Annotated in this window: 22 protein-coding genes; 7 read left to right on the top strand and 15 right to left on the bottom strand. The window is 73.9% G+C overall.

What is annotated here, in order from left to right:
* Positions 1 to 7: 7 nt before the first annotated feature.
* Together V6U82_RS11640 and V6U82_RS11635 are read right to left on the bottom strand one after the other, a co-directional pair.
* Entirely contained in the window at positions 8 to 685 is a 678-nt protein-coding gene (locus tag V6U82_RS11640; RefSeq protein WP_030501521.1) for a response regulator, read from the bottom strand.
* Between the two features lies 1 nt (position 686).
* Entirely contained in the window at positions 687 to 1937 is a 1251-nt protein-coding gene (locus tag V6U82_RS11635) for an ATP-binding protein (RefSeq protein WP_252449663.1), read from the bottom strand.
* 176 nt (positions 1938 to 2113) lie between these two features.
* Here V6U82_RS11635 and V6U82_RS11630 point away from each other — a divergent pair, with 176 nt between their 5' ends.
* From V6U82_RS11630 to V6U82_RS11620, 3 genes are all read left to right on the top strand, one after another.
* Positions 2114 to 3928: a PspC domain-containing protein gene (locus tag V6U82_RS11630; RefSeq protein ID WP_334460895.1), complete on the top strand. Its 1815-nt coding sequence runs from the start codon at positions 2114 to 2116 to the stop codon at positions 3926 to 3928.
* Positions 3925 to 4362, top strand: a complete 438-nt coding sequence (locus tag V6U82_RS11625; protein ID WP_334460921.1) for a hypothetical protein — start codon at positions 3925 to 3927, stop codon at positions 4360 to 4362. The genes V6U82_RS11630 and V6U82_RS11625 overlap by 4 nt, the downstream gene beginning before the upstream one ends.
* Before the next feature lie 155 nt (positions 4363 to 4517).
* Positions 4518 to 5765 carry a phosphatidylserine decarboxylase gene (locus V6U82_RS11620; protein WP_128138448.1) on the top strand — a complete coding sequence of 416 codons (1248 nt, stop codon included), beginning with the start codon at positions 4518 to 4520 and terminating at the stop codon, positions 5763 to 5765.
* Between the two features lie 57 nt (positions 5766 to 5822).
* On the opposite strand, the gene V6U82_RS11615 is transcribed toward V6U82_RS11620, so the two are convergent.
* The 3 genes from V6U82_RS11615 to V6U82_RS11605 all read right to left on the bottom strand — a co-directional run bounded on the left by V6U82_RS11615 (position 5823) and on the right by V6U82_RS11605 (position 9091).
* The gene (locus V6U82_RS11615; RefSeq protein ID WP_128138447.1) at positions 5823 to 6737 is read right to left on the bottom strand and encodes a CDP-alcohol phosphatidyltransferase family protein; all 915 of its coding nucleotides are present in this window, start codon (positions 6735 to 6737) and stop codon (positions 5823 to 5825) included.
* A 345-nt stretch (positions 6738 to 7082) separates the two neighbouring features.
* The gene (locus V6U82_RS11610; RefSeq protein ID WP_334460894.1) at positions 7083 to 7994 is read right to left on the bottom strand and encodes an NUDIX hydrolase; all 912 of its coding nucleotides are present in this window, start codon (positions 7992 to 7994) and stop codon (positions 7083 to 7085) included.
* A 149-nt stretch (positions 7995 to 8143) separates the two neighbouring features.
* Positions 8144 to 9091, bottom strand: coding sequence for an NUDIX domain-containing protein (locus V6U82_RS11605; RefSeq protein ID WP_091426217.1), 948 nt, complete (start codon positions 9089 to 9091; stop codon positions 8144 to 8146).
* 144 nt (positions 9092 to 9235) lie between these two features.
* Between V6U82_RS11605 and V6U82_RS11600 the strand changes: the two genes are divergently transcribed.
* Entirely contained in the window at positions 9236 to 9610 is a 375-nt protein-coding gene (locus tag V6U82_RS11600) for a PspC domain-containing protein (RefSeq protein ID WP_334460893.1), read from the top strand.
* Positions 9611 to 9616: 6 nt separating this feature from the next.
* Here the strand turns inward: V6U82_RS11600 and guaA are convergent, their stop codons facing one another.
* Entirely contained in the window at positions 9617 to 11173 is a 1557-nt protein-coding gene (gene guaA, locus V6U82_RS11595) for a glutamine-hydrolyzing GMP synthase (protein WP_334460892.1), read from the bottom strand.
* Between the two features lie 80 nt (positions 11174 to 11253).
* Positions 11254 to 12936 (bottom strand): GMC family oxidoreductase, encoded by a 1683-nt coding sequence (locus V6U82_RS11590; RefSeq protein WP_334460891.1) that lies wholly within the window; start codon positions 12934 to 12936, stop codon positions 11254 to 11256.
* A gap of 139 nt (positions 12937 to 13075) precedes the next feature.
* Here V6U82_RS11590 and V6U82_RS11585 point away from each other — a divergent pair, with 139 nt between their 5' ends.
* Positions 13076 to 14176, top strand: a complete 1101-nt coding sequence (locus V6U82_RS11585) for an LCP family protein (RefSeq protein WP_334460890.1) — start codon at positions 13076 to 13078, stop codon at positions 14174 to 14176.
* Between the two features lie 4 nt (positions 14177 to 14180).
* Here V6U82_RS11585 and V6U82_RS11580 read toward each other — a convergent pair whose 3' ends face one another.
* The 4 genes from V6U82_RS11580 to guaB all read right to left on the bottom strand — a co-directional run bounded on the left by V6U82_RS11580 (position 14181) and on the right by guaB (position 19909).
* On the bottom strand, positions 14181 to 15638 hold the full coding sequence (locus V6U82_RS11580) for a M1 family metallopeptidase (protein ID WP_334460889.1): 1458 nt from the start codon (positions 15636 to 15638) through the stop codon (positions 14181 to 14183).
* 87 nt (positions 15639 to 15725) lie between these two features.
* Positions 15726 to 17120: a M1 family metallopeptidase gene (locus V6U82_RS11575; RefSeq protein ID WP_334460888.1), complete on the bottom strand. Its 1395-nt coding sequence runs from the start codon at positions 17118 to 17120 to the stop codon at positions 15726 to 15728.
* A gap of 77 nt (positions 17121 to 17197) precedes the next feature.
* Complete coding sequence (locus tag V6U82_RS11570; RefSeq protein ID WP_013288539.1) at positions 17198 to 18316, bottom strand: GuaB3 family IMP dehydrogenase-related protein; 1119 nt, start codon at positions 18314 to 18316, stop codon at positions 17198 to 17200.
* A gap of 30 nt (positions 18317 to 18346) precedes the next feature.
* Positions 18347 to 19909: an IMP dehydrogenase gene (guaB, locus tag V6U82_RS11565; RefSeq protein WP_128138444.1), complete on the bottom strand. Its 1563-nt coding sequence runs from the start codon at positions 19907 to 19909 to the stop codon at positions 18347 to 18349.
* Between the two features lie 197 nt (positions 19910 to 20106).
* On the opposite strand from guaB, the gene V6U82_RS11560 reads away from it, so the two are divergent.
* A complete protein-coding gene (locus tag V6U82_RS11560) occupies positions 20107 to 20511 on the top strand; it encodes a DUF5319 domain-containing protein (RefSeq protein WP_091426236.1) in 405 nt (134 codons plus the stop codon).
* A 12-nt stretch (positions 20512 to 20523) separates the two neighbouring features.
* On the opposite strand, the gene V6U82_RS11555 is transcribed toward V6U82_RS11560, so the two are convergent.
* On the bottom strand, positions 20524 to 21342 hold the full coding sequence (locus V6U82_RS11555) for a response regulator transcription factor (protein ID WP_334460887.1): 819 nt from the start codon (positions 21340 to 21342) through the stop codon (positions 20524 to 20526).
* Positions 21343 to 21594: 252 nt separating this feature from the next.
* Here V6U82_RS11555 and V6U82_RS11550 point away from each other — a divergent pair, with 252 nt between their 5' ends.
* Positions 21595 to 21978, top strand: a complete 384-nt coding sequence (locus tag V6U82_RS11550) for a WhiB family transcriptional regulator (RefSeq protein ID WP_030501539.1) — start codon at positions 21595 to 21597, stop codon at positions 21976 to 21978.
* 346 nt (positions 21979 to 22324) lie between these two features.
* Here V6U82_RS11550 and V6U82_RS11545 read toward each other — a convergent pair whose 3' ends face one another.
* The 3 genes from V6U82_RS11545 to groES form a co-directional block, all read right to left on the bottom strand.
* Entirely contained in the window at positions 22325 to 24046 is a 1722-nt protein-coding gene (locus V6U82_RS11545; protein WP_334460886.1) for a sulfite oxidase, read from the bottom strand.
* Positions 24047 to 24169: 123 nt separating this feature from the next.
* Complete coding sequence (gene groL / locus V6U82_RS11540; RefSeq protein ID WP_334460885.1) at positions 24170 to 25816, bottom strand: chaperonin GroEL; 1647 nt, start codon at positions 25814 to 25816, stop codon at positions 24170 to 24172.
* 70 nt (positions 25817 to 25886) lie between these two features.
* Positions 25887 to 26201 (bottom strand): co-chaperone GroES, encoded by a 315-nt coding sequence (gene groES, locus V6U82_RS11535; protein ID WP_018222648.1) that lies wholly within the window; start codon positions 26199 to 26201, stop codon positions 25887 to 25889.
* Positions 26202 to 26350 lie beyond the last annotated feature (149 nt).

Here is a 26350-nt window from a genome sequence, read left to right as displayed (position 1 = left end):
GGATTCCTCAGACCAGCCGGCGGTCGGCGGCCCAGCGGGACAGCTCGTACCGGTTCGACATCTGGAGCTTGCGCAACACGTTGGAGACGTGCGTCTCGACCGTCTTGATCGAGATGTACAGCTCCTTGGCGATCTCCTTGTACGCGTACCCCCGGGCGAGCAGCCGCAGCACCTCGCGCTCGCGGTTGGTGAGCTGGTCCAGCTCGGGATCGGCCACCGGCGCGTCCGGCCGGGACGCGAACGCGTCGAGCACGAACCCGGCCAGCCGCGGGCTGAACACGGCGTCGCCGTCGGCCACCCGCCGGATCGCGTCGGTCAGCTCCTCCGGCGAGATCGTCTTCGTGACGTACCCCCGCGCACCGGCGCGGATCAGGCCGATCACGTCCTCGGCCGCGTCGGACACGCTCAGCGCCAGGAACCGCACCTGCGGGTGGGTACGCCGCATCGCCTCCAGCACCGCGCGGCCGCCGCCGTCGGGCATGTGCACGTCGAGCAGCACCACGTCCGGCGCGGTGGCCGCGATCCGGGTCACCGCCTCGGCCACCGAGCTGGCCTCGCCGACCACCTCCACCCGCGCCCCCAGCTCGGCGCGGACGCCGGCCCGGAACATCGCGTGGTCGTCGACGAGGAACACCCGCAGCGGCCCGCGCGGCGCCGTACCCTCGACCGGTTCCTGCTCGGACATGTCACTTGTCCCTTTCCGCCGTGGAGCCGGAGCCGCTGATCGGCAGGATCAGCCGGACCTCGGTCCCTTCCCCCGGCTCGGACCGGATCTCCGCCCGGCCGCCGTGCCGCTTCATCCGTCCGATGATCGAGCCCCGGACGCCGTGCCGGTGATTCTCCACCGTATCCGGGTCGAAGCCCTTGCCCCGGTCCCGGACGAACACGCTCACCTGCTCCGGCTCCACCTCGGCGTACAGCGACACGGTCTGCACACCGGCGTGCCGGGCCGCGTTGACCAGGGCCTCCCGGGCGGCGGCCACGATGGCGCCCACCCGCTCGTCGGTCTCCCGGTCGCCGACCACCACCACCTCGACAGTGATGGCGAACGTGTCCTCCACCTCGGCGGCGGCCTGCTCCAGGGCGGCCGCGAAGCGCTCGGTGGGCGAGGCGGCCGGCTTGTAGAGCCAGTTGCGCAGCGAGCGCTCCTGGCCGCGGGCCAGCCGCTGCACCGTCTTGACGTCGGTGGCGTTGCGCTGGATCAGGGCCAGCGTGTGCAGCACCTGGTCGTGCACCATCGCGGCCAGTTCGGCGCGCTCCTGCTCCCGGATGCGGCCCTCCCGTTCGGAGCGGAGCTGGTTCCAGGTGCGCCAGAGCACCGGGCCGGTGACCACACCCACGCCGGCCAGCCCGACCAGCGCGAAGATCACGCCGTTGAGCACCGCGTCGAAGTTCTGCGCCGGCGAGTAGACGGCCGCCACGCCGATGATGCCGACCGCGACGAGCACGCCGCCGCCGATGAAGCGCAGCACGAACGCGCGCCTGTCGCTCTCCTCCACCACCGCGCCGAGCCAGGGCACCGCCGAGTCGCCCCACTGCCGGCGGCGCTCCGGGGCGGACTGGTGCCAGATGACGCCCGCGCCGACCGCGATGATCGCCACCAGCCAGCCGGCCGTGCCGGCCGCGCCCACCGAGTTGAACGCGACCACCTGGAGCAGCAGCACGCCGAGCCCGATCACCACGAACGGCAGCAGCTGGGCGAGGTCGCGGCGGGGCGGGACGGCGGTGTCGCCGGGCCGGGGCGGGACCACCGCCCAGAAGGCGGCGTAGAGCAGCAGCCCGAGCCCGCTCAGCCCGAGCAGCACCATGAACGCCACGCGTACCCGCAGCACCGGGATGCCCAGGTGCTCGGCGATGCCCGCGGCCACCCCGGCGGCCAGCCGGTGGTCGGTGGCCCGGTAGAGGCGCGGGGCGTGCGGGGCGGGGGTGCTGCTGATCGGAGGCTCCCAGGTCGAGGCGGACGCGCCGGCGGCGCCGACGCTCAGATCGTCACACGGCCACGACGCCCGGGACCACGGGGACGCCCCGGAGTTTCACCGGCGGCGGATCTCAGGGTGGGGTCAGGGTCGGGTCCGGAGGCTGCTCGGGCGGCCGGGGCAGCAGTATCGAAGGCATGAACGAGGACGCTGCCGGTCCGCCCCGCCCCTGGGCGGCAGCACAGGACGCCCCGCCGCCGCCCCCGCCGGGAACGGCGCCCACCACCGACCAGGCGACCCCGCCGCCCGGCGGCGGCACGCCGTTCGGCGGTCCGCCACCCGGTGGGTACGCCCCGCCGCCCGGCGCCGCCGGCTTCACCACCCGGTACGGCCTGGTGCGCCCCCGCGAGGGCCGCTACCTGGCCGGGGTGTGCGCCGCCATCGGCCGGGCCACGAACACCGACCCGGTGCTGTGGCGCGTGCTGCTGGCCGTGCTCGGCTTCTTCGGCGGCATCGGGATCATCGTGTACGTCGCCGGCTGGCTGATCATCCCGGGTGAGGGCGACACCGCCTCGCCGGTGGAGGCCATGCTCGGCCGGGGCCGGTCCAGCATGTCCCCGATCACGGTGATCGTGCTCGGCATCGTGGTGGCGCTCGGCTTCGCCTACGTCGTCACCGACGGGTTCCGGGCGATCCTGCTCGGCGCGGTGATCCTGATCGGCGGCGCGCTCCTGCTCAACCGCGAGCAGCGCGGCCCGGCGCAGCGGCCGGCTCAGCCGGCGCCGCCGCACGGTTCACCGCCGGGTCCGGTGCCACCGGTGGCCTGGCCCGCGCCGCCGGCCCCGGCGCCGGGTACGTGGACCGCGGCTCCCCCCGCGGCACAGTGGACCGGCGCTCCCGCCGGACCGGTACACCCCGGGGCGGCGCCGTCCGGCGGCCTGCCCGCCGAGCCCGGCTACCCGCCGGCCTCCGCGTCGGAGCCGGGCTACCCGCCGGCGCCGCCGTCCGAGCCGGGGCGACCGGCGACGTCCGACGCGGAGCGCGAGCCGGGCCACCCCGGGACCGCCACCGGCTACCCGACGCTGCCCGCGCCGGGCTGGCCCGCCGCGGCCGGCACCCGGCCGGGCCCGTCCGAGCCGACGACGGTCGCGATGCAGCAGGTGACCGGCCCCGTCGCCGACACCACCACCTGGCCGGCCTACGGCGCGAACCCGGCCTGGCCGGGCGCCCGGGACACGGGTACCCGGCTGGACGAGCCGGCCGCCGTGCCGCCGCCCGCGCCGGTGGGCGCACCGCTGCCGCCCGGCGGTTACCGGCCGCCGTTCGCCCCGCACGGGCCCTACGCCGGATCGCCGCCCGTCCCGCCACCGGTCCGGCCGCCGCGACCGCCGAAGCGGCCCAAGGAGCGCTCGCCGCTCGGCGCGATCACGTTCTCGCTGATCTTCCTGGCGCTCGGCGTGGTGGCCATGCTCGACCTGCTCGACGTCTTCCCGGTCGGCGCCGCCGGCTACTTCGCCGCGGTGCTCGCGACCATCGGCCTCGGTCTGCTCGTCGGCACCTGGTTCGGCCGGGCGCGCTGGCTGATCGCCCTGGGCCTGGTGACAGCAGCGGCGCTCGGCATCGCCACGGTCGCCGAGTCCTACGACCGGGTACGCGGCATCGACGGCAACGTCACCTGGGCACCGACCGACTTGCGCGACCTGGCTGCCCGGTACGAGAACAACCTCGGTGACGCGACGCTCGACCTGCGCGGGATCGACTTCGACAAGCAGGACGTCCAGGTGACTGTCGACGTGAACCTCGGCAACGCGACTGTGGTCGTACCGCCGAACGTCGACGTGACCACGGTGGCCGACGTGAACGCCGGCGACGCCACCGTCTTCGGCCGGCGCAGCGGCGGGCTCGGCGGTCGTCAGTGGGAGACCACCGACGCGGGCGCCGACGGTCCCGGTGGCGGCAAGCTACGTCTCTACGTCCACGTGAACGCCGGCAAGCTGGAGGTGACCCGGTGAAGGCACACCGTACCGACATCGTGTCGTTCGCTTTCGGACTCGTCTTCCTTGGCCTGTCCGTCTGGTGGCTGCTGGCCCGGATCCTCGGCCTCTCCGTACCCCCGGTCGGCTGGTTCCTGGCCGGCGGGCTGGTGCTGATCGGACTTCTCGGACTGATCGGCGCGCTGCGCTCGGGCCGCGCACCGGAGCAGCCCGCGCCGCAGTCCCAGCCGGAGGTCACGGTCTCGGCACCGTACGGCTCCCCCGCCACCGGCCCGGAGACGCCCGGTGGCGCGGAGACGGCCGGTGGCGCGGAGAGGTCCGACAGCGCCGACGAGCGGGCCACCGAGGCCACCACCGACTCCTCGGAACCGGCCACCCGGGAACTGCCGCCGCTCGATCCACCGTCCGGCGAGGCGGCTCCGCACCGCCGTACACCGGGGGATCCGGCCTGACCGCGCCACTGCGGCGCCCTTCGGACGCGGCCTATGCTGGTCGGCGGAGATCTCGCCTCCGCCGGCCGGCCCACGCCCCCGACACGCCGGAGCCGCCGGTCGGGTCGCCGGAGCCGCCGGCGTCCGTTCGCTATCTCGTCAGGAGCCCGTCCGACATGACCCAGTCCCCCGCCGTGCGCGTCACCGGTCCCTCCGGTGCGGTCCGCATCGGCGAGCGCGCCGCCCGCACGCTCGTCAGCGAGTTCGCCCGGCGCAACGACCCGAAGGCCGGCCTGCTGGTCGGCGCGACCCCGGAGTCCGCGGTGCTGGCCGCCGCGATCGAGGCGCTGCTCCCCGGCGACCGGCTCACCGTGGTGCCGGCGGAGGGCGCCGCGGCGGCCGCGCTGCGCGAACACGTCACCGCGCAGGGCCGCTGGGTCGCCGACCGGGTACGCGTGGTCGACACCCTCGCCGAGGCGGACGCCGCCGCGGTGGTGGTCGTCGCCGAGCCGTTCACCGGCACCGCGGACGAGGCCCGCGCCGCAGTCGACGGGCTGGCGAAGTACCTCGCCGAGGGCGCGGTGCTGAGCGTCGCCGCGCCGCTGTTCCGCACCGAGGGCGCCGACGGCGAGCTGGACCGGCAGGGCGTGCTGCACGGCGTGCGTACCGACCTGGTGCTGCGCAACACCCCGCCGGTACGCGTGCACCACCTGCGGTTCACCCCGGCGCCGGTCGCGCTCGCGGCCTCGCTGTCCCCGGCGTACCGGCCGTCGAGCGTGCCGCTGACCCGGGGCATGCACATCGACTCGAACGGGGTGGCCGCGGCGGGCATCACGCTCGGCCTGGCCGCGCTGGCCCGGGCCGCGCGGCCGAAGTCGAAGCTCTGGCTGCTGCCGGCGCTGGCCGCCGCGCCGGTGGCCGCGTTCTTCCGCGACCCGGAGCGGGACGTGCCGGAGGACCCGTCGGCTGTGGTCGCCTCGGCGGACGGTCAGGTGCTGTCCGTACAGCGCCTTCAGGACGAGCGCTTCGGTGACGGCGAGTGGCTGCGGATCGCGGTCTTCCTGTCGGTGCTGGACGTGCACGTCAACCGCGCCCCGGTGGCCGGCAAGGTGGTCGACTACTTCGTCGCCGACGGCGGGTTCGTCAACGCCATGAAGCCGGACGCCGAGCACAACGTGGCGGCGTACACGGTGCTGGACACCGACCACGGCACCGTGGTGGTGGCGCAGCGCACCGGGCTGATCGCCCGCCGGATCGTGCAGCGGGCGCCCGTCGGTTCGCTGCTGGCCCGGGGCGAGCGCTTCGGCCTGATCCGGTTCGGCTCGCGTACCGACGTCTACCTGCCGGCCGACGCCGCGGACCCGCTCGTCGGTCCGGGCGACAAGGTGGTCGGCGGCGCGACGGTGATCGCCCGCTGGCGCTGAGCGCCGGACACGAAGAAGGGGCGCCGCTCTCGCGGCGCCCCTTCCGTCGTTCTCGGGTCAGGCGGTACGGCGCTGGTGCAGCCAGAGCAGCGGCCCGCTGACCAGGTAACCCACCACCACGAGGGCGAAGGTGAGCCGGATGTCGACGAGCGCGCCCACCACCGGAGCCAGCCAGAGCCACGGCGGCAGCTTCAGCAGCCGGGCGAGCTTGGCGTACGGGAAGCTGGACACCATGGCGAAGGCGAGCAGCGCCACGCCGGCCACCATGACCAGGCCCGGGACCGGCACGCCGATGGCCACGGTCAGGGCCAGCACGGCCGCCGCCATGGTGGTCGGCACGCCGCAGAAGAAGCGGCCGTCCTTCGGCGAGACGTTGAACCGGGCGAGCCGGATCGCGGCGCAGGCGGCGACGAGCGCGCAGGAGACCGCGGCGGCCGCCGGGGGCGCCGAACCGGCCAGCGAGGCGTAGACCACGACCGGCGCGGCGAGGCCGAAGGAGCACATGTCGGCGAGCGAGTCCATCTGCGCGCCGAACGGGCTGGCCACACCGAGCTTGCGGGCCAGCGCGCCGTCGAGGCCGTCGAACGCGACGCACGCGATCAGGCAGATCGCGGCGATCTGCACGTCGCCGCGCATGGCCAGGAAGATGGCCAGCATGCCGAGCATGAGGCTGCTCAGCGTGCACGCGTTGACGAGCGCGAACTTGGCCCGGCGGGCGGTGGTGCGCTCACCCGGCAGGAGCGGGATCGACATCGCCGGCGACTCGTCGTCGACCGGGGCGGCCGGCGCGAGCGCCGGGCTGATCGGGCGTACCACCTCGATGTCGGTGTCGAGCCGGCCGTAGCGGAGGCGCTGGCGGTCGGCGTAACGGTGGTCGGGGGTGACCAGGTCGGTCCCCGAGACGGCTGCGCCGTCGCGGCGGCCCACCCGGACCAGCAGCACCTGGCGGGCGAACGTACTGCTGCGGCGCAACCTGCCCGCCCAGCGACGCCCTGCGGGGCGCGGACTGTCAGTCGTACGACGCCGGCGCCATGGGGCTCTCGGCACGTTTCCTCCATCACCGGATCGGCTGGCCGCCCACTGCGGGGCGGGTGTCCGGCTGTCTCGTGCCGGACCTTTCGGGTCCGGCAGCCCTTTTGCGGAGTACACCATTGCACAGGGGACAGGGGCTTGGCGATAGCTACCGGCGGTACTTATATCTCCCTTAACCGCGCGAACCGCCCACTCATTCCCATCTCGGGCCTCAACGCCCGTTTTTGTCGGTCAGCCGTACTTCCGACTGTACCGGAGGCCACCCAGGGCGGCTCGGCGAGCGATTCAGGTCACCCGCTGCCCGGTGGCCCGGGCCGCCACGTCGGTCATCGACAGACCGGTGACCTGGTCCGGGGCGAACCAGGCGGCCCGCGCGGTCGAGCCGCCGGCCAGCTCGGTCACCACCGCGTCGGTCGGCGCGTCCACGCGTACCCGGTAGACCACCCGGACGCCGTGCCAGTCCAGCGGGCGGCCCTCCGGGCCGAGCGCGGCCGGGTTGTGCAGGTTGTCCACGGCGATCAGGTCGACCACCCGGCCCAGCTGCCCGGCCTCCTCGACCAGCTCACGCAGCAGCCCGGCGGCGGGCTGCTCGCCGTGGTCGGTGCCGCCCCCGGGCAGGTGCCACCGGCCCGCACCCGGATAACCGTCGGCGATCATCGTGAGCAGCACCCGGCCGGCGGGATCGGTGACCAGCCCGTACGCGGCGAAGCGCTGCCGGCGGTCGACGGCCGGTCCGGCCGGCTCGGCGGGCAGCGCCCGGGGCAGATCGGCCGGCAGCGGGGTCACCGGCAGGCCGAGCAGCTCGGCGGTGAAGGGCATCAGCGGGAGGGCGGCGGTCTCCTCCGGGGTGAACCAGCCCACCTCGTCGGTGCCACCGGCCGGTTCGGGCCGCAGCCGCCCGCCGCGCGCCTCCATGTCGAAGATCAGCCGGTCGGTGTGCAGCGCGATCCCCAGGTCGGCGTACGGGGCCACGTCGGCCACCGCGGCCCGGATCGCGCCGGGCGCGACGGTCAGGCCGGTTTCCTCGGCGAACTCGCGCACCACGGTGTCGGCCGGGTGCTCCGCGTGCTCGACGCCGCCGCCCGGCAACTGCCACACCCCCGGGTACGGGCACTTCGCCGAGCCACGCGCCAGCAACACCCGCCCCTCGGAGTCCCGCAGCACCCCGTAGGCCCCGACCCGCCGCAGCTGCTCCACAGCACCCTCCCCCGCCCGCGCCCCCGCGCACTCCCCGAGCCCCACTCCGTCGATCATGAGGTTAGCGGTACCGAGGCGGACATTTCGCGCCGTCGACTTCATGATCGCCGGGGTGGGGTGCCGGGGTGGGCGAACCGGGGTGGGGTGGGTCAGAGGAGGTGGGCGGCCTGGACTGCTTCGGCTGTCACCTCGGTGAGGCGGTCGGTGGGGAGGGCGCCGAGTTCCTCGCGGCGGAACCAGCGGGCCTCGCAGGTGGAGCCGCCGACGTCGGCCACGGTGGGCGGCGCCGGCTGGTCGACCACCACCCGGTAGAAGGCGCGTACGCCGTGCCAGTCGATCGGGTAGCCCTCCGGGCCGAGCGAGGCGGCGTCCCGGTGGCTGGCCACCCCGAGCAGCTCGACGAGGCGGCCGGTCTGCCCGGTCTCCTCGACCAGCTCCCGGATCAGCGCCGCGCCCGGCTGCTCGCCGTAGTCGGTGCCGCCGCCGGGCAGGTGCCAGCAGCCGGCGCCCGGGTAGCCGTCGGAGACCCGGGTCAGCAGCACGCGCTCCTCCGGGTCGGTCACCACCGCGTACGCGGCGAAGCGCTGCGCCCGGTGCAGGCCGTCCGGGCCGGGGACGGCGTAGAACGAGGGGAACTCGGGCACCTCCTCCGGCACGATGTCGTCGGTGGAGGTGGGCAGGCCCAGGGCACGCGCGGTGAACGACCGCAGCGGCAGTTCCCGGGCCTCGTCGAGGGTGAACCAGCGGGCCAGGTCGGTCGGGCGGTCGACCCGCTCGGTGAGCGTCCCGCCGCGGACCGACACGGTGTAGAGCAGCCGGTCGGTGTGGATCGTGATGCGCCGCTCGGGCAGCGCCCGCATGTCGGCGAGCACGTCCTGGAGGCCGGCGACCGCCACCGAGAGCCCGGTCTCGGCCGCGGTCTCCCGTACGACCGTGTGTTTGGGGTCCTCACCGTGGTCGACCGCCCCTCCGGGGAGCGACCAGGTGCCGGGGGTGCCGGAGCGCTCCGATGCGCGGACCAGCAACACTCGGCCGTTTGAATCAGCACAAACTGCGTATGCCGCGATCCTGCGGAGCGGCTCCAGCGAGGTGGTCACGGGAGCAAATTCTCCCCGGACCGGGTTACCGAGATCGAAAAGAGTCAGATTCCTGACTCTTTGCTGGCGCCTCAGGGATGGGTCAGGGTAAGTGTCCGGGCGGTCACCGAGGTCGGCCGCCGCAGCCCGCGGGACCGTTGACCCATGACCTTCCCGAACCCCTCCCAGGCCCCGTACAAGCAGCTCCGCCGACCGGTCAGCGACCGCATGATCGCCGGTGTGGCGAGCGGCCTCGGCCGCTACTTCGCCGCCGACCCCACGCTGATCCGGGTGGTCTTCGCGACCGCCACGGTGCTCACCGGCGGGCTCGCCGCGCTCGCGTACCCGATCATGTGGTTCCTGATGCCCGAGGAGCCGGCCGGCGCGCCCGCCTGGCCGCACCCGCCGGGCACCGCGCCGGGGTGGCCGCCGGTCCCGCCGGCCGCACCGGTCCCGCCGGCTACGACGCAGACGCCGGCCGGGCCGGACGCCGGAGCACAGGCGACCCGGCCGGACGCCGGAGCGCCGCCCGCGGCCTGAGCCGCGTCACTCCCACTCGATGGTGCCCGGCGGCTTGCTCGTCACGTCCAGGACCACGCGGTTGACCTCGGCGACCTCGTTGGTGATCCGGGTGGAGATCCGGGCCACCACGTCGTAGGGCAGCCGGGACCAGTCGGCGGTCATCGCGTCCTCGCTGGAGACCGGGCGCAGCACCACCGGGTGACCGTAGGTGCGCCCGTCGCCCTGCACCCCGACGCTGCGCACGTCGGCCAGCAGCACCACCGGGAACTGCCAGACACCCCGGTCCAGGCCGGCCGCGGTCAGCTCCTGCCGGGCGATCAGGTCGGCCTTGCGGAGCACGGCGAGGCGCTCCTCGTCGACCGCGCCGATGATCCGGATGGCCAGGCCCGGGCCGGGGAACGGGTGCCGCCACACCATCGCCTCGGGCAGTCCCAGCTCCAGGCCGATCGTGCGGACCTCGTCCTTGAACAGCGTGCGCAGCGGCTCGACCAGGGAGAACTTCAGGTCCTCGGGCAGGCCGCCGACGTTGTGGTGGCTCTTGATGTTGGCGGTGCCGGTGCCGCCGCCGGACTCCACCACGTCCGGATAGAGCGTGCCCTGCACCAGGTATTCCACGTCGCCGTGCGCGGCGATCTCCCGGGCGGCGGCCTCGAAGACGCGGATGAACTCCCGGCCGATGATCTTGCGCTTCTGCTCCGGGTCGGTCACCCCGGCGAGCGCGCCGAGGAACCGCTCCCGGGCGTCGACCACCTTGAGCTTGATGCCGGTCGCCGCCACGTAGTCCTTCTCGACCTGCTCGGCCTCACCGGCCCGCAGCAGGCCGTGATCCACGAACACGCAGGTGAGCTGGTCGCCCACGGCGCGGTGCACGAGCGCCGCGGCGACCGCCGAGTCGACGCCGCCGGAGAGGCCGCAGATGACCTCCTTGTCGCCCACCTGCTCGCGGATCCGGGCGACCTGCTCGTCGATGATGTTCGAGGGCGTCCAGGTCGGTTCGATGCCGGCGATGTCGTACAGGAAGCGGGTGAGCATCTCCTGGCCGTGCGCGGTGTGCCCCACCTCGGGGTGGAACTGCACGCCGGCCCGCCGACCGGCCACGTCCTCGAACGCGGCGACCGGAGCGCCCGCCGACTCGGCGGTGACGGTGAAGCCCTCCGGGGCCTCGGTGACGCAGTCGCCATGGCTCATCCAGACCGGCAGGTCGGCCGGCAGGTCGCGCAGCAGGACGCCGGGCTCGGTCAGGCGCGGGCGCAGCGGGGTGCCGCCGTACTCGCGGTTGCCGGTGCGCGCGACGGTGCCGCCGAGCGCCTGGGCCATGGCCTGGAAGCCGTAGCAGATGCCGAAGACCGGCACCCCGGCGTCGAACATCCCGGCGTCGATCTGCGGCGCGCCGGGCGCGTAGACGCTGGACGGTCCACCGGACAGGATGATCGCGGCCGGGTTCCTGGCCAGCATCTCGGACACCGGCATGGAATGCGGGACGATCTCCGAGTAGACCTTCGCCTCGCGGACACGGCGCGCGATGAGCTGGGCGTACTGGGCTCCGAAGTCCACCACGAGGACGGGGCGAGGCGTGCTCATGTGCGCAAAGCCTACCGACAGTCACCGGCCGGTCGGACGCGCCCCGGCGGTGTGGCGGGACGAACCTTGCGGCGGCGTGGTCAGCGCAGGGCGGCGGGGGCGTGCGCGGGGACGGCCGGCCGCCGCGGCGGGACCGGCTCGACCCGGGTGTACGCCGACCCGAGCGCCGGACGTGGGTCCGCCTCGCCCTTGTTCGGCCAGTACGACATGGCCCGCTCGGCCTGGGCGGTGATGGTCAGCGACGGGTTGACGCCCAGGTTCGCCGAGACCGCCGCGCCGTCCACCACGTGCAGCCCCGGGTGGCCGTACACCCGGTGCCAGGGGTCGATGACGCCCTCGTCCGGGGTGGCGCCGATGACCGCGCCACCGAGGATGTGCGCGGTCACCGGGATGTTGAACGGTTCGGTGACCGCCCCGCCGGGCGTGCCGCCGATCTCCTCGGCGAGCAGGCGGGCCGCCGTGTTGCCGGCCGGGATCCAGGTCGGGTTGGGCGCGCCGTGGCCGGGGCCGGAGACCAGCCGGCCCTTGCGGTAGCGGGTGGTCAGCGAGTTGTCGACCGACTGCATGACGAGCGCGATCACGGTGCGCTCGGACCAGCGGCGTACCGACAGCATCCGCGCCGCCAGCGCGGGCTGCCGGACGATGCTTCCCAGCCAGCGCCGGGCTCGGCGGGGACCGCCGTCGACGAGCAGCGACTGGAGCAGGCCCATCGCGTTGGAGCCCTTGCCGTAGCGGACCGGCTCGATGTGGGTCTGCGGGTCGGGGTGGAACGAGCTGGTGATCGCCACCCCCTCGGTGAAGTCGAGGCCGCGCCGGCGGGCCGCACCGGGCGCCACCGAGGCGCCGAGGATGGCCTCGGAGTTGGTGCGGGTCAGCTCGCCCAGCCGGGGCGAGAGCGCCGGCAGCGCGCCGGTCGCCTTCATCTCGTGCAGCAGCCGCTGGGTGCCGAGCGCACCGGCTGCGAAGACCACCTGGTCGGCGTGGATCACCTCGCGCCGCTTGCGCAGCCAGGCGCCGGTGCGCTCGGTGTGCACCGCGTAGCCGCCGTTCGGGTCGGGGCGCACGGCGGTGACTGTGGTCAGCGGGTGCACCTGCACGCCGAGGCGCTCGGCCAGCCAGAGGTAGTTCTTCACGAGCGTGTTCTTGGCGCCGTGCCGGCAGCCGGTCATGCACGACCCGCAGTGGCTGCACCCGGTGCGGTCCGGCCCGGCCCCGCCGAAGTACGGGTCGGCCACCCGCTCGCCGGGGCGCCCGATGTGCACCCCGACCGGCGTCGGGTGGTAGGTGTGCGCCACCCCCATCCGCTCGGCGACCGCGCGCACGGCCTGGTCCGCGCGGGTGTCGATCGGGTACGTGGTGACGCCGAGCATCCGCTTCGCCTGGTCGTAGTGGCGGGCCAGCTCGTCACGCCAGTCGGTGATGTCCCGCCACTGCGGGTCGGCGTAGAACGCGTCGAGCGGCTCGTAGAGCGTGTTCGCGTAGACCAGCGACCCGCCGCCGACCCCGGCGCCGGAGAGCACCAGCACGCCGCCGCCGGCCTTGCGGTCGGCCGAGCGCAGCAGCGTGATCCGCTGGAGCCCGAAGCAGCCGAGCCGGGGCGCCCAGAGGAACCGCCGCGCCCGCCAGGACGTACGCGGGAACTCGTCGTCGGCGAAGCGCCGGCCGGCCTCCAGCACGCCGACCGAGTAACCCTTCTCGGCCAGCCGCAGCGCGGTGACGCTGCCGCCGAACCCGGACCCGATGACGACCACGTCGTAGCGCATGGACGCATCATTACCGACGAGTAGCTATAGCGCCAACGAGACTTTTTCGCACATCATGCAGAGCGCTCGATCGCCGGGATTCCCGCCGCTGCAACCCGTGGGCCGCCCTGGCGCGTCGAATCCACGGGGAGGAACGAACGTGACGAGACGACGCCTGCTGGGCCTGGCCGCACTGGTGGCTGCGCTGCTGGTGGCCACCGGAGCGGTGGTGACCACCCGGCTGGTGGCGAACCGCCCGGCCGCCCCGGTCGCCGGCCCGACCACAGCGCCCCCGGCCTCGCCCACACCCGTCCCGACCACCGCCAGCCCGGCGCCGCCGCCCGGCGCCGACCTGAAGGGCCCGCTCAACCTGCTGCTCGTCGGCGTCGACACCCGGGTCAGCATCCCCGGCTGGGAGCCGCACGCCGACGCCGTGCTGCTGCTGCACGTACCGGCCGGGCTGGACCGGGCGTACCTCTTCTCGCTCCCCCGCGACCTGGTGGTGGACATCCCCGCCTACCCGAAGGCCCGCTACCCGGGCGGGCGGACCAAGCTCACCCACGCGATGAGCTACGGCAGCCGGGTGCCGGGCGACAAGGCCCACCCCAGCACCGCCCAGGGGTACGAACTGCTGCGCACCACCGTCTCCCGCTACACCGGGCTGCGCATCGACGCCGGGGCGGTGATCACGTTCGGCGGCTTCGACAAGCTGGTCGACACGCTCGGCGGGGTGGACCTCTACGTCGACCAGCGGGTCGCCTCCCGGCACCGCCGCCCGGACGGCACCATGCGGACCCTGACCGGCGGCGGGTACGTCGGGCCGCAGATGGTCTACGAGAAGGGCACCCGGCACCTGACCGGCTGGCAGGCGCTCGACTACGCGCGGCAGCGCTACACCGCGGGCGGCGACTACACCCGGCAGCGGCACCAGCAGCAACTGCTGCGGGCGCTGGCCCGCAAGATCCTCGACCAGGGCACCGCCCGCGACCCGCAGCGGGTCGAGCAGGTGGTGGCCGCACTCGGCAAGACCCTGGTGTACGCCGGTGGCGGCCGGAAGCTGATCGACTTCGCGTACGCCCTGGGTGGCCTGCCGGCCGACCGGCTCACGCTCGTCGTGCTGCCCGGCGCGGGGGTGAGCAGCGGCGGCGCCTACCGGGGTGAGCAGCTCAAGCCGCTCGGCCGCGACTTCCTCACCGCGCTGCGCGGCGGGCGGGCCGACGCGTTCCTGGCCGCCCACCCGTCGCTGCGGGTCAAGAACTGACGCGCTACAGCGGCTTCGGGGCGGGCGGGCGCTCGGTGCCGTACAGCCACGGGTCGAAGACCTTCGCCAGCTTCTTGCCGGCGATCCGCTCGGCCAGCGCCACGAAGTCGGCGGTGGTGGCGTTGCCGTTCTTCCGCTCCGCCGCCCAGGTGCGCAGGATGGTGAAGAACGCGGTGTCGCCCACCGCCACCCGCAGCGCGTGCACTGTCATCCCGCCCCGGTCGTAGACCGAGCGGCTGAACAGGTTCGCCACGCCCGGCTTGCCCGGCGGCGTACGCCACACCTGCCCGCCGGCGTTCGCGTACTTCTGCTCGAACGTGCGCTGCACCGTGGTCGAGCCGTCGTGCTCGGCCCACAGCCACTCGGCGTACGTGGCCAGCCCCTCGTTGAGCCAGATGTCCTGCCAGCGCTGGATCGACACGCTGTTGCCGTACCACTGGTGGGCCAGCTCGTGCGCGACCACACCCGTGTTGTCGCCCTGCCGGAAGAAGCTCGCCGAGTAGACCGGGCGGCTCTGCGTCTCCAGCGCGTACCGGATCCGCTCGTCGGCGATCACCACGCCGCCGTACGCGTCGAACGGGTACGGCCCGAAGACGCTCTCCAGGTAGTCGGCGACCTCGAGCGTGCGCGCGATGGACCGGTCCGGCGCGCCCTGCGCCACCTGCGTGGTGACCGCGTTGTAGACCGGCCGTCCCTTGTGCTCCCCGGTGGTGACCCGGAACTTCCCGATCGCCACTGTGGTCAGGTAACTGGCCGTCGGCGCGGTCTCCGACCACTTCCAGGTGGTCCAGGCGCCGCTCGTCGACCTGCCCTTCGGCACGCCGTTGGAGACCGCCGTCAGTCCCTTCGGGACGGTGATCTCCATGTCGTATGTGGCCTTGTCCGACGGGTGGTCGTTGACCGGGAACCAGGTGCTCGCCGACTCCGGCTGGCCGAGCGCGATCGCCCCGTCGGTCGTGTGCAGCCAGCCGCCCTCGCCCAGCGCCTCGTTCCGCAGCGGCTCCGGCCGGCCGTCGTACCGGACCTCGGCGGTGAACCCGTTGCCGGAGGTCAGCCCGATCGCCGGGGTGATCACCAGCTCGTCGTCGGTGCGGCTGTGCCGGGCGGCGGTGCCGTCCACCGTCACCGACCGGACGGTCAGCCCGGCCAGGTCCAGGTTGAACGCGGACAGGTCGGCGGTCGCGGTGGCCCGTAGCGTGGTGGTGCCGCTGAGCTTGTCGGTCTCCGGGTCGTAGCGCACCTTGACGGTGTAGTGCGCGACGTCGTACCCGCCGTTGCCGTAGCGCGGGAAGTACGGATCGCCCGCGCCGGCCGCTCCCGGCGCGAAGCTGCGCGAGGTCGCCGGCGCCGGGCCGGCCGGTGACGACGGACCCGGGTCCGGCTCGGCCGAACCGCAGCCGGCCACCAGCAGCGTGCCGCAGGTCAGCAACCCGATCCGTCGTCGTGCGCCGCGCCGCGTCATCGCCTCGATCCCTCCCGGGGCCGTTCGGCGGCCCCGCCCACGGGCCGCCCCGACGCGGCAGCCTACCCAGCGGCGGTCACGCGTGCGTCACGGCAGTCCCGGCGGCGTACCGCCGACCAGCCAGGCGTCCAGCAGCGCCCGCAGCGGCCGCCCCGACGTGCGTTCGGCGTACCCGACGAAATCGGCAGTGGTGACGTTGCCGTCGCGGTGCTGCGCCAGCCAGCCGCGCAGCACGCGGTGGAACGTCTCGTCGCCCACCGCGCGGCGCAGCGCGTGCACCGCGAGCGCGCCCCGCTGGTAGACCGCGTCACCGAACATCCCGGCCCGGCCCGGGTCGACTGTGGGCTTCGACCAGTCGGTGTCCGCGTACCGTTCCGCGACGGTCTGCGCCACTGTGCGCCCGCCGTCGTGCTCCGCCCAGAGCCATTCGGCGTACGTGGCGAAGCCCTCGTTGAGCCAGATGTCGCTCCACCGGGCCACCGAGACGCTGTCGCCGAACCACTGGTGGGCCAGCTCGTGCGCGACCACCTCGGTGTTCGGCCGGTCGCCGCGGAAGAACGCCGGCCCGTAGACCGGACGGCTCTGCGTCTCCAGCGCGTACCGGATGCGCTCGTCGGCGACCACCACGCCGCCGTACGCCTCGAACGGGTACGGCCCGAAGTGCCCGGCCAGGAAGTCGGCGACCTCGCCGGTGCGGGCCACCGACGCGGCGGCCGGCCCGTCCGCGGGCAGCGCCGCGGCGACGGCGGTGACGATGGGCTTGCCGGCGTGGGTGCCGCTGCTGACCCGGTAGTCGCCGATCACCAGCGTGCTCAGGTAGCTGGCCATCGGCGCGCGCTCGGACCAGCGCCAGGTGGTCCAGCCACCGCGGGACGTCCGGCCCTCCGGCACGCCGTTGGACAGCGCGGCGAGCCCGTCCGGCACGGTGACCGCGAGGTCGTACGTCGCCTTGTCCGACGGGTGGTCGTTGACCGGGTACCAGGTGCTCGCCGACTCCGGCTGACCGAGCGCGATCGCACCGTCCGGTGTGGCGTGGAAGCCGCCGTCGCCCAGTTCGGCGTTCGGCAGCGGCTGCGGCACCCCGCCGTACGTGACCTCGACGGTGAACCGCCGCCCGGACGGCAGCCCGCCCGCCGGGGTGACGATCAGCTCGGCGCCGTCGTGGCGGTGCTTCGCCGCCTCGCCGTCGACCCGCACCCGCTCGACGTCCAGCCCGGCCAGGTCGAGCTGGAACCGGGACAGCGCCCGGGTGGCGGTGACGGTCAGCGTGGCGGTGCCGGTGAGCCGGTCGCCGGCCGGGTCGTAGCGCACGTCCAGCGCGTAGTGGCCCACGTCGTAGCCGCCGTTGCCGGCCCCCGGCACGTACGGGTCACCGGCGTCCGCCGCGCCGGGCCGGAACCCGCTCTCGTCGCCGCCGGTGCATCCGCTCAGCGCGAGCGCCGCCGCCACCAGCCCTGCCGCCCAGACCCGCCCCCGTCTCACCCGGCGAGCCTAGACGCGCGACGGCGCGGGCGGGGCCGGAACACGTCCGGACCGCCGCCCGCGCCGTCGTGCGGTGCTCAGCGGTCGAGTACCAGCCCGACCTTCTGGAACTCCTTCAGGTCGCGGTAGCCGCACTTGGCCATCGCGCGGCGCAGGCCGCCGAAGAGGTTGAGCTGACCGTCCGGCTCGTCGGCCGGGCCGAACAGCAGCTTCTCCATCGAGCCGAGCGGCTCGCCGGCCACCTCGAACGCGCCCCGGGGCAGCGACGGGTGGCTGGCCGCCGAGTGCCACCAGGCGCCGCCGGCCGGTGCCTCCTCGCACAGCGACAGCGGCTCGCCGAGCATCACCGCGTCCGCTCCGCAGCCGAGCGCCTTGGCGATGTCGCCGGAGGTCTGCATGTCGCCGTCGGCGATCAGGTGCACGTACCGGCCGCCGGTCTCGTCCAGGTAGTCGCGGCGGGCCGCGGCGGCGTCGGCGATGGCGGTGGCCATCGGCACCCGGATGCCGAGCACCGACTCGGTGGTGGACCAGTCGTCGCCGCCGATGCCCACGATCACGCCGGCCGCGCCGGTACGCATCAGGTGCAGCGCGGTCTTGTAGTCGGTGCAGCCGCCCACGACGACCGGCAGGTCCAGGTCGGCGATGAACTCCTTGAGGTTCAGCGGCTCGTCGGTGGTGGAGACGTGCTCGGCCGAGACGAGCGTGCCCTGGATGACCAGGATGTCCACGCCGGCGTCGAGGATCACCGGGGCCAGCGCCAGGGTGTGCTGCGGGGAGACCCGCACCGCCACCGTGCCGCCGCCCTCACGCAGCTCGCGTACCCGCTCGGCGATCAGGTCGGGCCGGATCGGCTCGGCGTAGACCTCCTGGAGGCGCTTGGTCGCCCGCGCGTCCTCGCCGAGACCGGCCAGCTCCTCCAGGATCTTGGCGGGGTTCTCGTACCGGGTCCAGAGGCCCTCGACGTTGAGCACGCCGAGGCCGCCGAGCTGGCCGAGCCGGACCGCCGAGGCGGGGCTCATGGTCGCGTCCGAGGGGTGCGCGACGCACGGGATGCCGAACTGGTACGCGTCGAGCTGCCACGCGGTGGAGACGTCGTCGACGTCCCGGGTGCGGCGGCTCGGCACGATGGCGATGTCGTCCAGGTGGTAACCGCGCTGCGCGGTCTTGCCCAGCCCGATCTCGACCACGTCACGCATGGGGGACTCCAGGTGGTTGGGGGTGGTGGTTCAGCGGGAGTGGTAGTTGGGCGCCTCGACGGTCATCTGGATGTCGTGCGGGTGGCTCTCCTTGAGCCCGGCCGCGGTGATCCGGATGAGCTGGCCACGCCGGTGCAGCTCCGGGATGCTCTCCGCGCCCACGTACCCCATCGCGGCGCGCAGCCCGCCGATGAGCTGGTGGGCGACGGCGGACAGCGGCCCCCGGTAGGGCACCTGGCCCTCGACGCCCTCCGGGACCAGCTTGTCCTCGGCGAGCACGTCCTGCTGGAAGTAGCGGTCCTTGGAGTAGGACTTGCCCTGGCCGCGCGACTGCATCGCGCCGAGCGAGCCCATCCCCCGGTACGCCTTGTACTGCTTGCCGTTGATGAAGATCAGCTCGCCGGGGCTCTCCTCGCAGCCGGCCAGCAGGCTGCCGAGCATCACCGTGTCGGCACCGGCCACCAGGGCCTTGGCGATGTCACCCGAGTACTGGATGCCGCCGTCACCGATCACCGGCACGCCGGCCAGGCGGGCGGCGCGGGCCGCCTCCATGATCGCGGTGATCTGCGGTACGCCGACCCCGGCGACGATCCGGGTGGTGCAGATGGCGCCCGGGCCGACGCCCACCTTCACGCCGTCCGCGCCGGCCTCGACGAGCGCCTTCGCGCCCGCGTACGTGGCGATGTTGCCGCCCACGATGTCGATGCTGACGTCCCGCTTGAGCCGGGCCACCATCTCCAGCACGGCGCGCTGGTGGCCGTGCGCGGTGTCCACGATGACGACGTCCACGCCGGCGTCGACGAGCGCGCGGGCCCGCTTGTAGCCGTCCTCGCCCACGCCGACCGCGGCGGCGACCCGGAGCCGGCCCGCGTCGTCCTTGGTGGCGTTCGGGTACTGCTCGCTCTTGGTGAAGTCCTTCACCGTGATCAGGCCGCGCAGCTTGCCGCCCGCGTCCACGATCGGCAGCTTCTCGATCTTGTGCTGGCGCAGCAGGCCGAGCGCGTCGTCCTTGCTCACGCCGACCGGGGCGGTGATCAGCGGGGTACGGGTCATGATCTCGCGTACCGGCGTGGCCGGGTCGGAGACGAACCGCATGTCGCGGTTGGTGACGATGCCGACCAGCTGGCCCTGCCCGTCCACCACCGGCACGCCGGAGATGCGGTAGCGCCCGCAGAGCGCGTCGACCTCGCGCAGCGTGTCGTCCGGGCTGGCGGTCACCGGGTTGGTGATCATGCCGGACTCGGAGCGCTTCACCAGGTCGACCTGGAGCGCCTGGTCCTCGACGGAGAGGTTGCGGTGCAGCACGCCGATGCCGCCCTGGCGGGCCATGGCGATCGCCATCCGCCCCTCGGTGACCGTGTCCATCGCGCTGGACAGCAGCGGCACGGTCAGCTCGATGTTGCGGGTGAGGCGGGTGCGGGTGTTGACGCGGCTGGGGACGACGTCCGACTCGCCCGGCTGGAGCAGCACGTCGTCGAAGGTCAGCCCGAGCGGTACCACCCGGGCCGAACCGGCCGGCAGCTCGGGCAGATGGCCACCCAGCTCCCCGCCGTCGGTGCCGGCCGGGATCTCGGTGCTGGGCGAATTCTCCACGATTGCTCCCCTGAGCTGGTCGAACGGGCTGCAGCGAGGCGGCGCGCGGGGGCACCGGCAGGCGCCTGATGACGGCGCGTCGCCTCATCGTACCCACCTACCCGTCCGCGCCCGGGCAGCGGCGGGCCCGAGGGTAGGCCGGGCCACAGCACGGGCTGGGGCGGGCTTTCCGGCGGCTCGGGGTCTACGGTGAGGGGGTGCACGACGAGCCCATCGACCCGTTCAACGGCGACCCGGCCGATCCGGCTGCCGGCCTGCACGACCCCGGCGACGACGACGCGCTCGACCCGCTGACCGAGGTCGAGCGCCAGGACGTCCTGGAGGATCTCGCCGACCTGGAGATCTACCAGGCGTTGCTCCAGCCGATCGGCGTGCGCGGCCTGGTGATCGAGTGCGAGGACTGCCGCGAGCCGCACTACTTCGACTGGGACCTGCTGCGCGGCAACCTGCGCCACCTGCTCAACTCGGGGCGTCCCCGGGTGCACGAGCCGGCCTACGACCCGGACCCGGACCACTACGTGAGCTGGGACTACGCCCGCGGCTACGCCGACGGCGTGCACGACACGCTCACCGAGGGCACCGACGACTCCGCGCCGGAGTGACAGCCGCCCGGGTCAGGCGACCAGGCCGGCCCGGAATCCGGCCGCCACGGCGTGCGCCCGGTCGCGCGCGCCGAGCTTGCGGAACAGCCGCCGGGCGTGCGTCTTGACCGTGTCCTCGGAGACGAACAGCTCCCGCCCGATCTCCGCGTTGCTCTTGCCCTCGGCCATGCCGAGCAGCACCTGAAGCTCCCGCTCGGTCAGCCCGATCGCGCTGCGCGGCGTCCGTGCCGGCCGCTGGGCCGCGCCCGGCCGGGGCGCCTCCGCGCCGTCGGCCGCCGCCGGGTCGTCCGGGTCCTCGCCCCGTTGCACGGGCACCACCGTGGGCAGGCCCGCGGCGTCCACCGGCGCCGTCGCCGGCCAGCCGGGCCCACCCGGGGTACGCCCCGGCGCCGCCGGCCGGGTCGGCCCGCCCACCGCCGCCGCGTCCCGGGCGGTGTCCGCCACCCGGTGCCTGTTGCTCCGGCCGGGGGCGGACAGCAGCAGCAGCGCCTTGGCGACCGCGCTGGTCAGGTCGTGGTCGGCGTTCTGGATCAGTCCGCGCGCCCCGGCGCTGATGGTGGCCGCCGCCGACTCCGACTCCTCGGCGCCGAGCAGCAGCACCGCCGCCTGCGGGGCGCGAGCGAGCACCCGCCGCACGAAGCCGGCGCTGTCCGGGCGGGTCAGGGCGGTGTCGGCGAGCACCACGTCCACCGGACGCTCGGCGAGCCGCAACATCACCTCCGGATCGGAGACGGCCGTCCGGACGACGCCGGACAGCCCGAGCCGCGCCGCCGCGGAGGTCAGATGCTGGGCCGCCAATGGTGTCCGAACGCACACAAGAACACTACGCACAGTGGTCTCCTCTCCGACTCAGAGCAGACCACGCGGAGGTGGGGTCGGGAGGGGGTTCCGGGCAATCATCCGAACTTTTCCGACAGATGGGGCATATGCCGCTGAGTGTCCGAGGTTTTCGATCACAGATGTGTGAGGCGCGGACCGCTCGGGTACCGAGGGGTTCATCCGGAACCGGCATCCCGCGCGGACCGCCGCCCGGTAGCTGGCAACGAACATTCTCCGCGGTGCCGCGCGGGAGGAGGGGTGCTGATGTCGAACGTACGTAGGCTGCCTGGACCGATCGACGAGCTCTGGGACTGGCAGCGGCTCGGAGCCTGCCGTGGCCGCGACAGCGCGCAGTTCTTCCACCCGGACGGCGAGCGCGGCTCCTCCCGGCTGCGCCGCGAGATGGGCGCCAAGTCGGTCTGCCGCGCCTGCCCGGTGCGCGCCGAGTGCGCCGCGCACGCGCTCTCCGTGCGCGAGCCGTACGGCGTCTGGGGCGGGTTCAGCGAGTCCGAGCGGCTGCGCCTGCTCGCGCTCGGCTGGGAGGACCTGGCCGACCGCCGGCAGACCCGGGTGGACATCGCCCGGCTGGAGGCGCGCCTCGGCCGGCCGCACAACACCGCCGTGCCGGACCAGCGCAAGGTCGCCTGACCCGGTTCACGATCCTCGACGCCGCGCCCCGGACTCCGGGGCGCGGCGTCGTGTCGTGGCCCGGGGCATCCGCTGGCCCCCGCACCCCGGCGCGGCGAAGGCCGCCGCTGGGCGACTCGCCTACCGTTTCGAATACCAGGATCGGCGTTTCGGAGGCTAGGAAACCACATAGATCTTGGTATGAAAGGGCCCTTATAGGGGCCGTTTTATACCAAGATCTCTTTCGTGAGCGCTCGGGAGTCTGGACTCAGGCCGGAGCCAAGCGGCGCGCACCCGATCGGCAGGCATCCGGCAGTGGCACGGGCAGGCCATCTCCCACGGAGAGGGGTCCTCGCGACGGTGCGGGTCAGGTGACTGTGACCATTACCGTGTGCCATCCCGTCGCGCCGTCGGGGGCGACCGGGGCGCGCTGTTCCGTCTGGGTCTCGCCCGTCGTGTCGGTCGCCCGGACCTGGAGCGTGTGCTCGCCCGGCGTCGCGTCCCACCGCCAGGACCACTGCACCCACGTGTCGGCCGACACCGCCGGGGCGAGCGTCGCCTCCTGCCAGGGGCCGCCGTCGACGCGTACCTCGACGCGGCGGATGCCACGATGCTGCGCCCACGCCACACCGGCCACCGTCACCGGACCGGCGGCCGGACGGCTGCGGGGCCGGGGCGTGTCGATCCGGGACTGCGTCTTGATCGGGCCCTGCGCGGACCAGCCGCGCGGCACCCAGTACGCGTCGAAGTCGGCGAAGGTGGTCAGCTCCAGCTCGGTGAGCCACTTGCAGGCCGACACGTACCCGTAGAGGCCGGGCACCACCATCCGCACCGGGAAGCCGTGTTCGATCGGCAGCGGCTCGCCGTTCATGCCGACCGCGAGCAGCGCGTCCCGTCCGTCGCGCAGCACCGAGGTGGGCGTACCGCAGGTCCAGCCGTCGACCGCGCGGCCGACCACCTGGTCCGCGCCATCCTCGGGGCCGGCCTCGTCGAGCAGTTCCCTGATCGGTACGCCGAGCCACCGGGCGTTGCCGATCAGGTCGCCGCCCACCTCGTTGGACACGCAGGCGAGCGTCACGTACCGCTCGACCATCGGGCGGGCCAGCAGGTCGTCGAAGCTCAGCTCGATCGGGTTGCGCACCCGCCCGTGGATGCGCAGCCGCCAGGTCGCCGGGTCCACCTGCGGCACCACCAGCGCGGTGTCGATCCGGTAGAACTCCCGGTTCGGCGTGACGTACGGCGCGAGCCGGGGCAGCGACAGGTCCGCTCCGGCCGGCACCTGCGGGGCGGGCGCGGCCGGAGCGGGCAGCGTCACCGCCTCCCGGGCCGCTGACACGCCGCGCCGGCCGGCCAGCCAGTGCCCGCCCAGCCCGGCCACCGCCGCAGCGCCGGTGAGCAGCCCGGCGCCACGCAGGAACCGCCGCCGCGACTCCGCGTCGTCGTCGTGCCGGACCGGCTCCCAGCCGCCGGGGGTCTCCCCCTCCCGGGCGAGCGCGGCGACCGCCGGGGGCGGGGCGGACGGCGGCGCGGCGCGAGGTGCCCGGTCGCCGTCTGCCGCGTCGGCCCCGTCGCGTTCCGCCGGTCCGGTCCCGGCCCGGTCGCGTCGCGCGGCGTCGAACCGGTCGCGCCCGGCCCGCCCCCGGCGTCCCGGGTCGGTGTTCAGCGGTCCGGCGACGAAGGTCCAGAGCGTCAGCGCGCCGAGTCCGCCGCCGACCAGGGAGGGCAGCGCGTCGAACGCGTTCGCGCCGGACCGGGTCAGCGCGGCGGCGACGCCGAGCACCGTGAACGCGGCGACGCCGGCCAGGCCGATCACCAGCCGCCGGGCCGCCGCCAGGCCGAGCAGCGCCCCGAACGCGGCCAGCAGCAGCGCGGTCCCGACCAGCAGGGCGATCTTGTCGTACGTGCCGAAGACGTCGATGGCGAACTGCTTGAGCGGCTCGGGGACCAGGTCGACGACGAGTCCGCCGACGGCGACGAGCGGAGCGGACCGGGGACCGGTCAGGACCGCCACGGGTTCGGCGGTGCCGAGGGCCACCACGGTCGCGACGAGACCGGCCGTCGCCGCGCGGCGGCGGGAGAGGGTGCGCACGGCGTCCAGTCTGGTCGACCCGCCGGGCCGGCTGCCAATGTCGTCAGCGTTCCGTAAGCAGTTGCGCGTCAGGGCACACCACCGGGTCGGCGGTGTGCCCTGACGTCGGGCGTACTCCTCGGGTCAGAAGCCCGGGCCGTGCTGGTGGCCGTGACCGTGCGAGTGGCCGTGCCCACCGGCGGCGGCCGGCTCCGGCTCGGCCGGCTTCTCGACGACCAGGCTCTCGGTGGTGAGCAGCAGGCCGGCGATCGAGGCGGCGTTGGTGACCGCGTTGCGAGTCACCTTCACCGGGTCGATGATGCCGGCCTTGGCCAGGTCGACGTACTCGCCGACGGCGGCGTCGAGGCCGTTGCCCCACTTCTGCTCGACGACCTTCTGCACCACGACGTAGCCGTCGTGGCCGGCGTTCTGCGCGATCCAGCGCAGCGGCTCGACGAGCGACTTGCGCACGATCGAGACGCCGACCTTCTCGTCACCGGTGAAGCCCAGGTCGTCGTCGAGCGCCGGCAGGATCTGGGCCAGGGCGGCGCCGCCACCCGGGACCGTACCCTCCTCGACCGCGGCCTTGGTCGCGGCGATGGCGTCCTCGATGCGGTGCTTGCGCTCCTTCATCTCGACCTCGGTGGCCGCGCCGACCTTGATCACGGCGATGCCGCCGGAGAGCTTCGCCAGCCGCTCGGCCAGCTTCTCCCGGTCCCACTCGGAGTCGGAGGCCTCGATCTCCTTGCGGATCTGCGCGACCCGGTCGGCGACCTCGGAGGACTGCCCGCCACCGTCGACGACAGTGGTGTTCTCCTTGTCGACCACGACGCGGCGGGCGGTGCCGAGCACCTCCAGGCCAACCTGGTCGAGCTTGTAGCCCAGCTCCGGGGCGACCAGCTCGGCGCCGGTCAGGATCGCCATGTCCTGGAGCATCGCCTTGCGGCGGTCGCCGAAGCCGGGGGCCTTGACCGCGCAGACCTTGACGGTCTTGCGCAGCGCGTTGACCACGAGCGTGGACAGGGCCTGACCCTCGACGTCCTCGGCGACGATGAGCAGCGGCTTGTTGTTCTGGAGAACCTTCTCCAGCAGCGGCAGCAGCTCCTCGATCGCCGAGATCTTCTGGGTGGTGATCAGGATGTACGGGTCCTCCAGGACCGCCTCCTGCGCCTCCAGGTCGGTGACGAAGTTCGGCGAGATGAAGCCCTTGTCGAACTGGAGACCCTCGGTCACCTCCAGCTCGGTGGTGAGCGCGGAGCCCTCCTCGACCGTGATGACGCCGTCGCGGCCGACCTTCTCCATGGCCTCGGCGATCAGCTCGCCGATGGCGGCGTCCTGCGCGGAGACGGTCGCGACGTGCGCGATCGACTCCTTGCCGGAGACCTCGACGGCCTTGCCGAGCAGCGCCTCGGAGACCTTGGCGGCCGCCGCGTCGATGCCCCGCTTCAGGCCGGTCGGGTTGGCACCGGCGGCCACGTTGCGCAGGCCCTCGCGGACCATCGCCTGGGCCAGCACGGTGGCGGTGGTGGTCCCGTCGCCGGCGACGTCGTTGGTCTTGGTCGCCACCTCCTTGACCAGCTGCGCGCCGAGGTTCTCGTACGGGTTGGTGAGCTCGATCTCCTTGGCGATGGTCACGCCGTCGTTGGTGATCGTGGGCGCACCGAACTTCTTGTCCAGGACGACGTTGCGCCCGCGCGGGCCGAGGGTGACCTTCACCGCGTCCGCGAGGGCGTTGACACCGTGCTCCAGCAGGTGCCGGGCGTCGTCCGAGAAGCTGAGGATCTTCGCCATCAGTATCCCTTCGAAGCGACGTTGCCCCGGCCCGGCGAGCCGGACCGGGGCAACGACACTGATCGGTTGCTTACTTCTCGATGACCGCGAGGACGTCGCGGGCGGAGAGCACCAGGTACTCCTCGCCGGCGTACTTGACCTCGGTGCCGCCGTACTTCGAGTAGAGGACGGTGTCGCCGACCTTCACGTCGATCGGCACGCGGTTGCCCTTGTCGTCGATCCGGCCCGGGCCGACAGCGAGGACGGTGCCCTCCTGCGGCTTCTCCTTGGCGGTGTCGGGGATCACGATGCCCGAGGCGGTGGTGGTCTCGGCCTCGTTCGCCTGGACCACGATGCGGTCCTCGAGCGGCTTGATCGCAACCTTGGTCGCGGTAGTCACGGGCATACCCTCCCGGGTACTTGGTGTCGTTGCCGGCCGGCACGCCGACCAGCGTCAATCTGCCACATGCCACCGGGCGGGGCCGTCGTCGCGGGTGCCGGTCCGCCTGGCGCTCAACCCCCGGGCACGAGGCTCGGGTGTTGGCACCCTCAGGG

The sequence above is a fragment of the Micromonospora sp. CPCC 205554 genome, assembly GCF_036902745.1.
GTDB classification, from domain to species: domain Bacteria; phylum Actinomycetota; class Actinomycetes; order Mycobacteriales; family Micromonosporaceae; genus Micromonospora; species Micromonospora tulbaghiae.
This window is presented reverse-complemented; position numbering and strand designations above follow the sequence as displayed.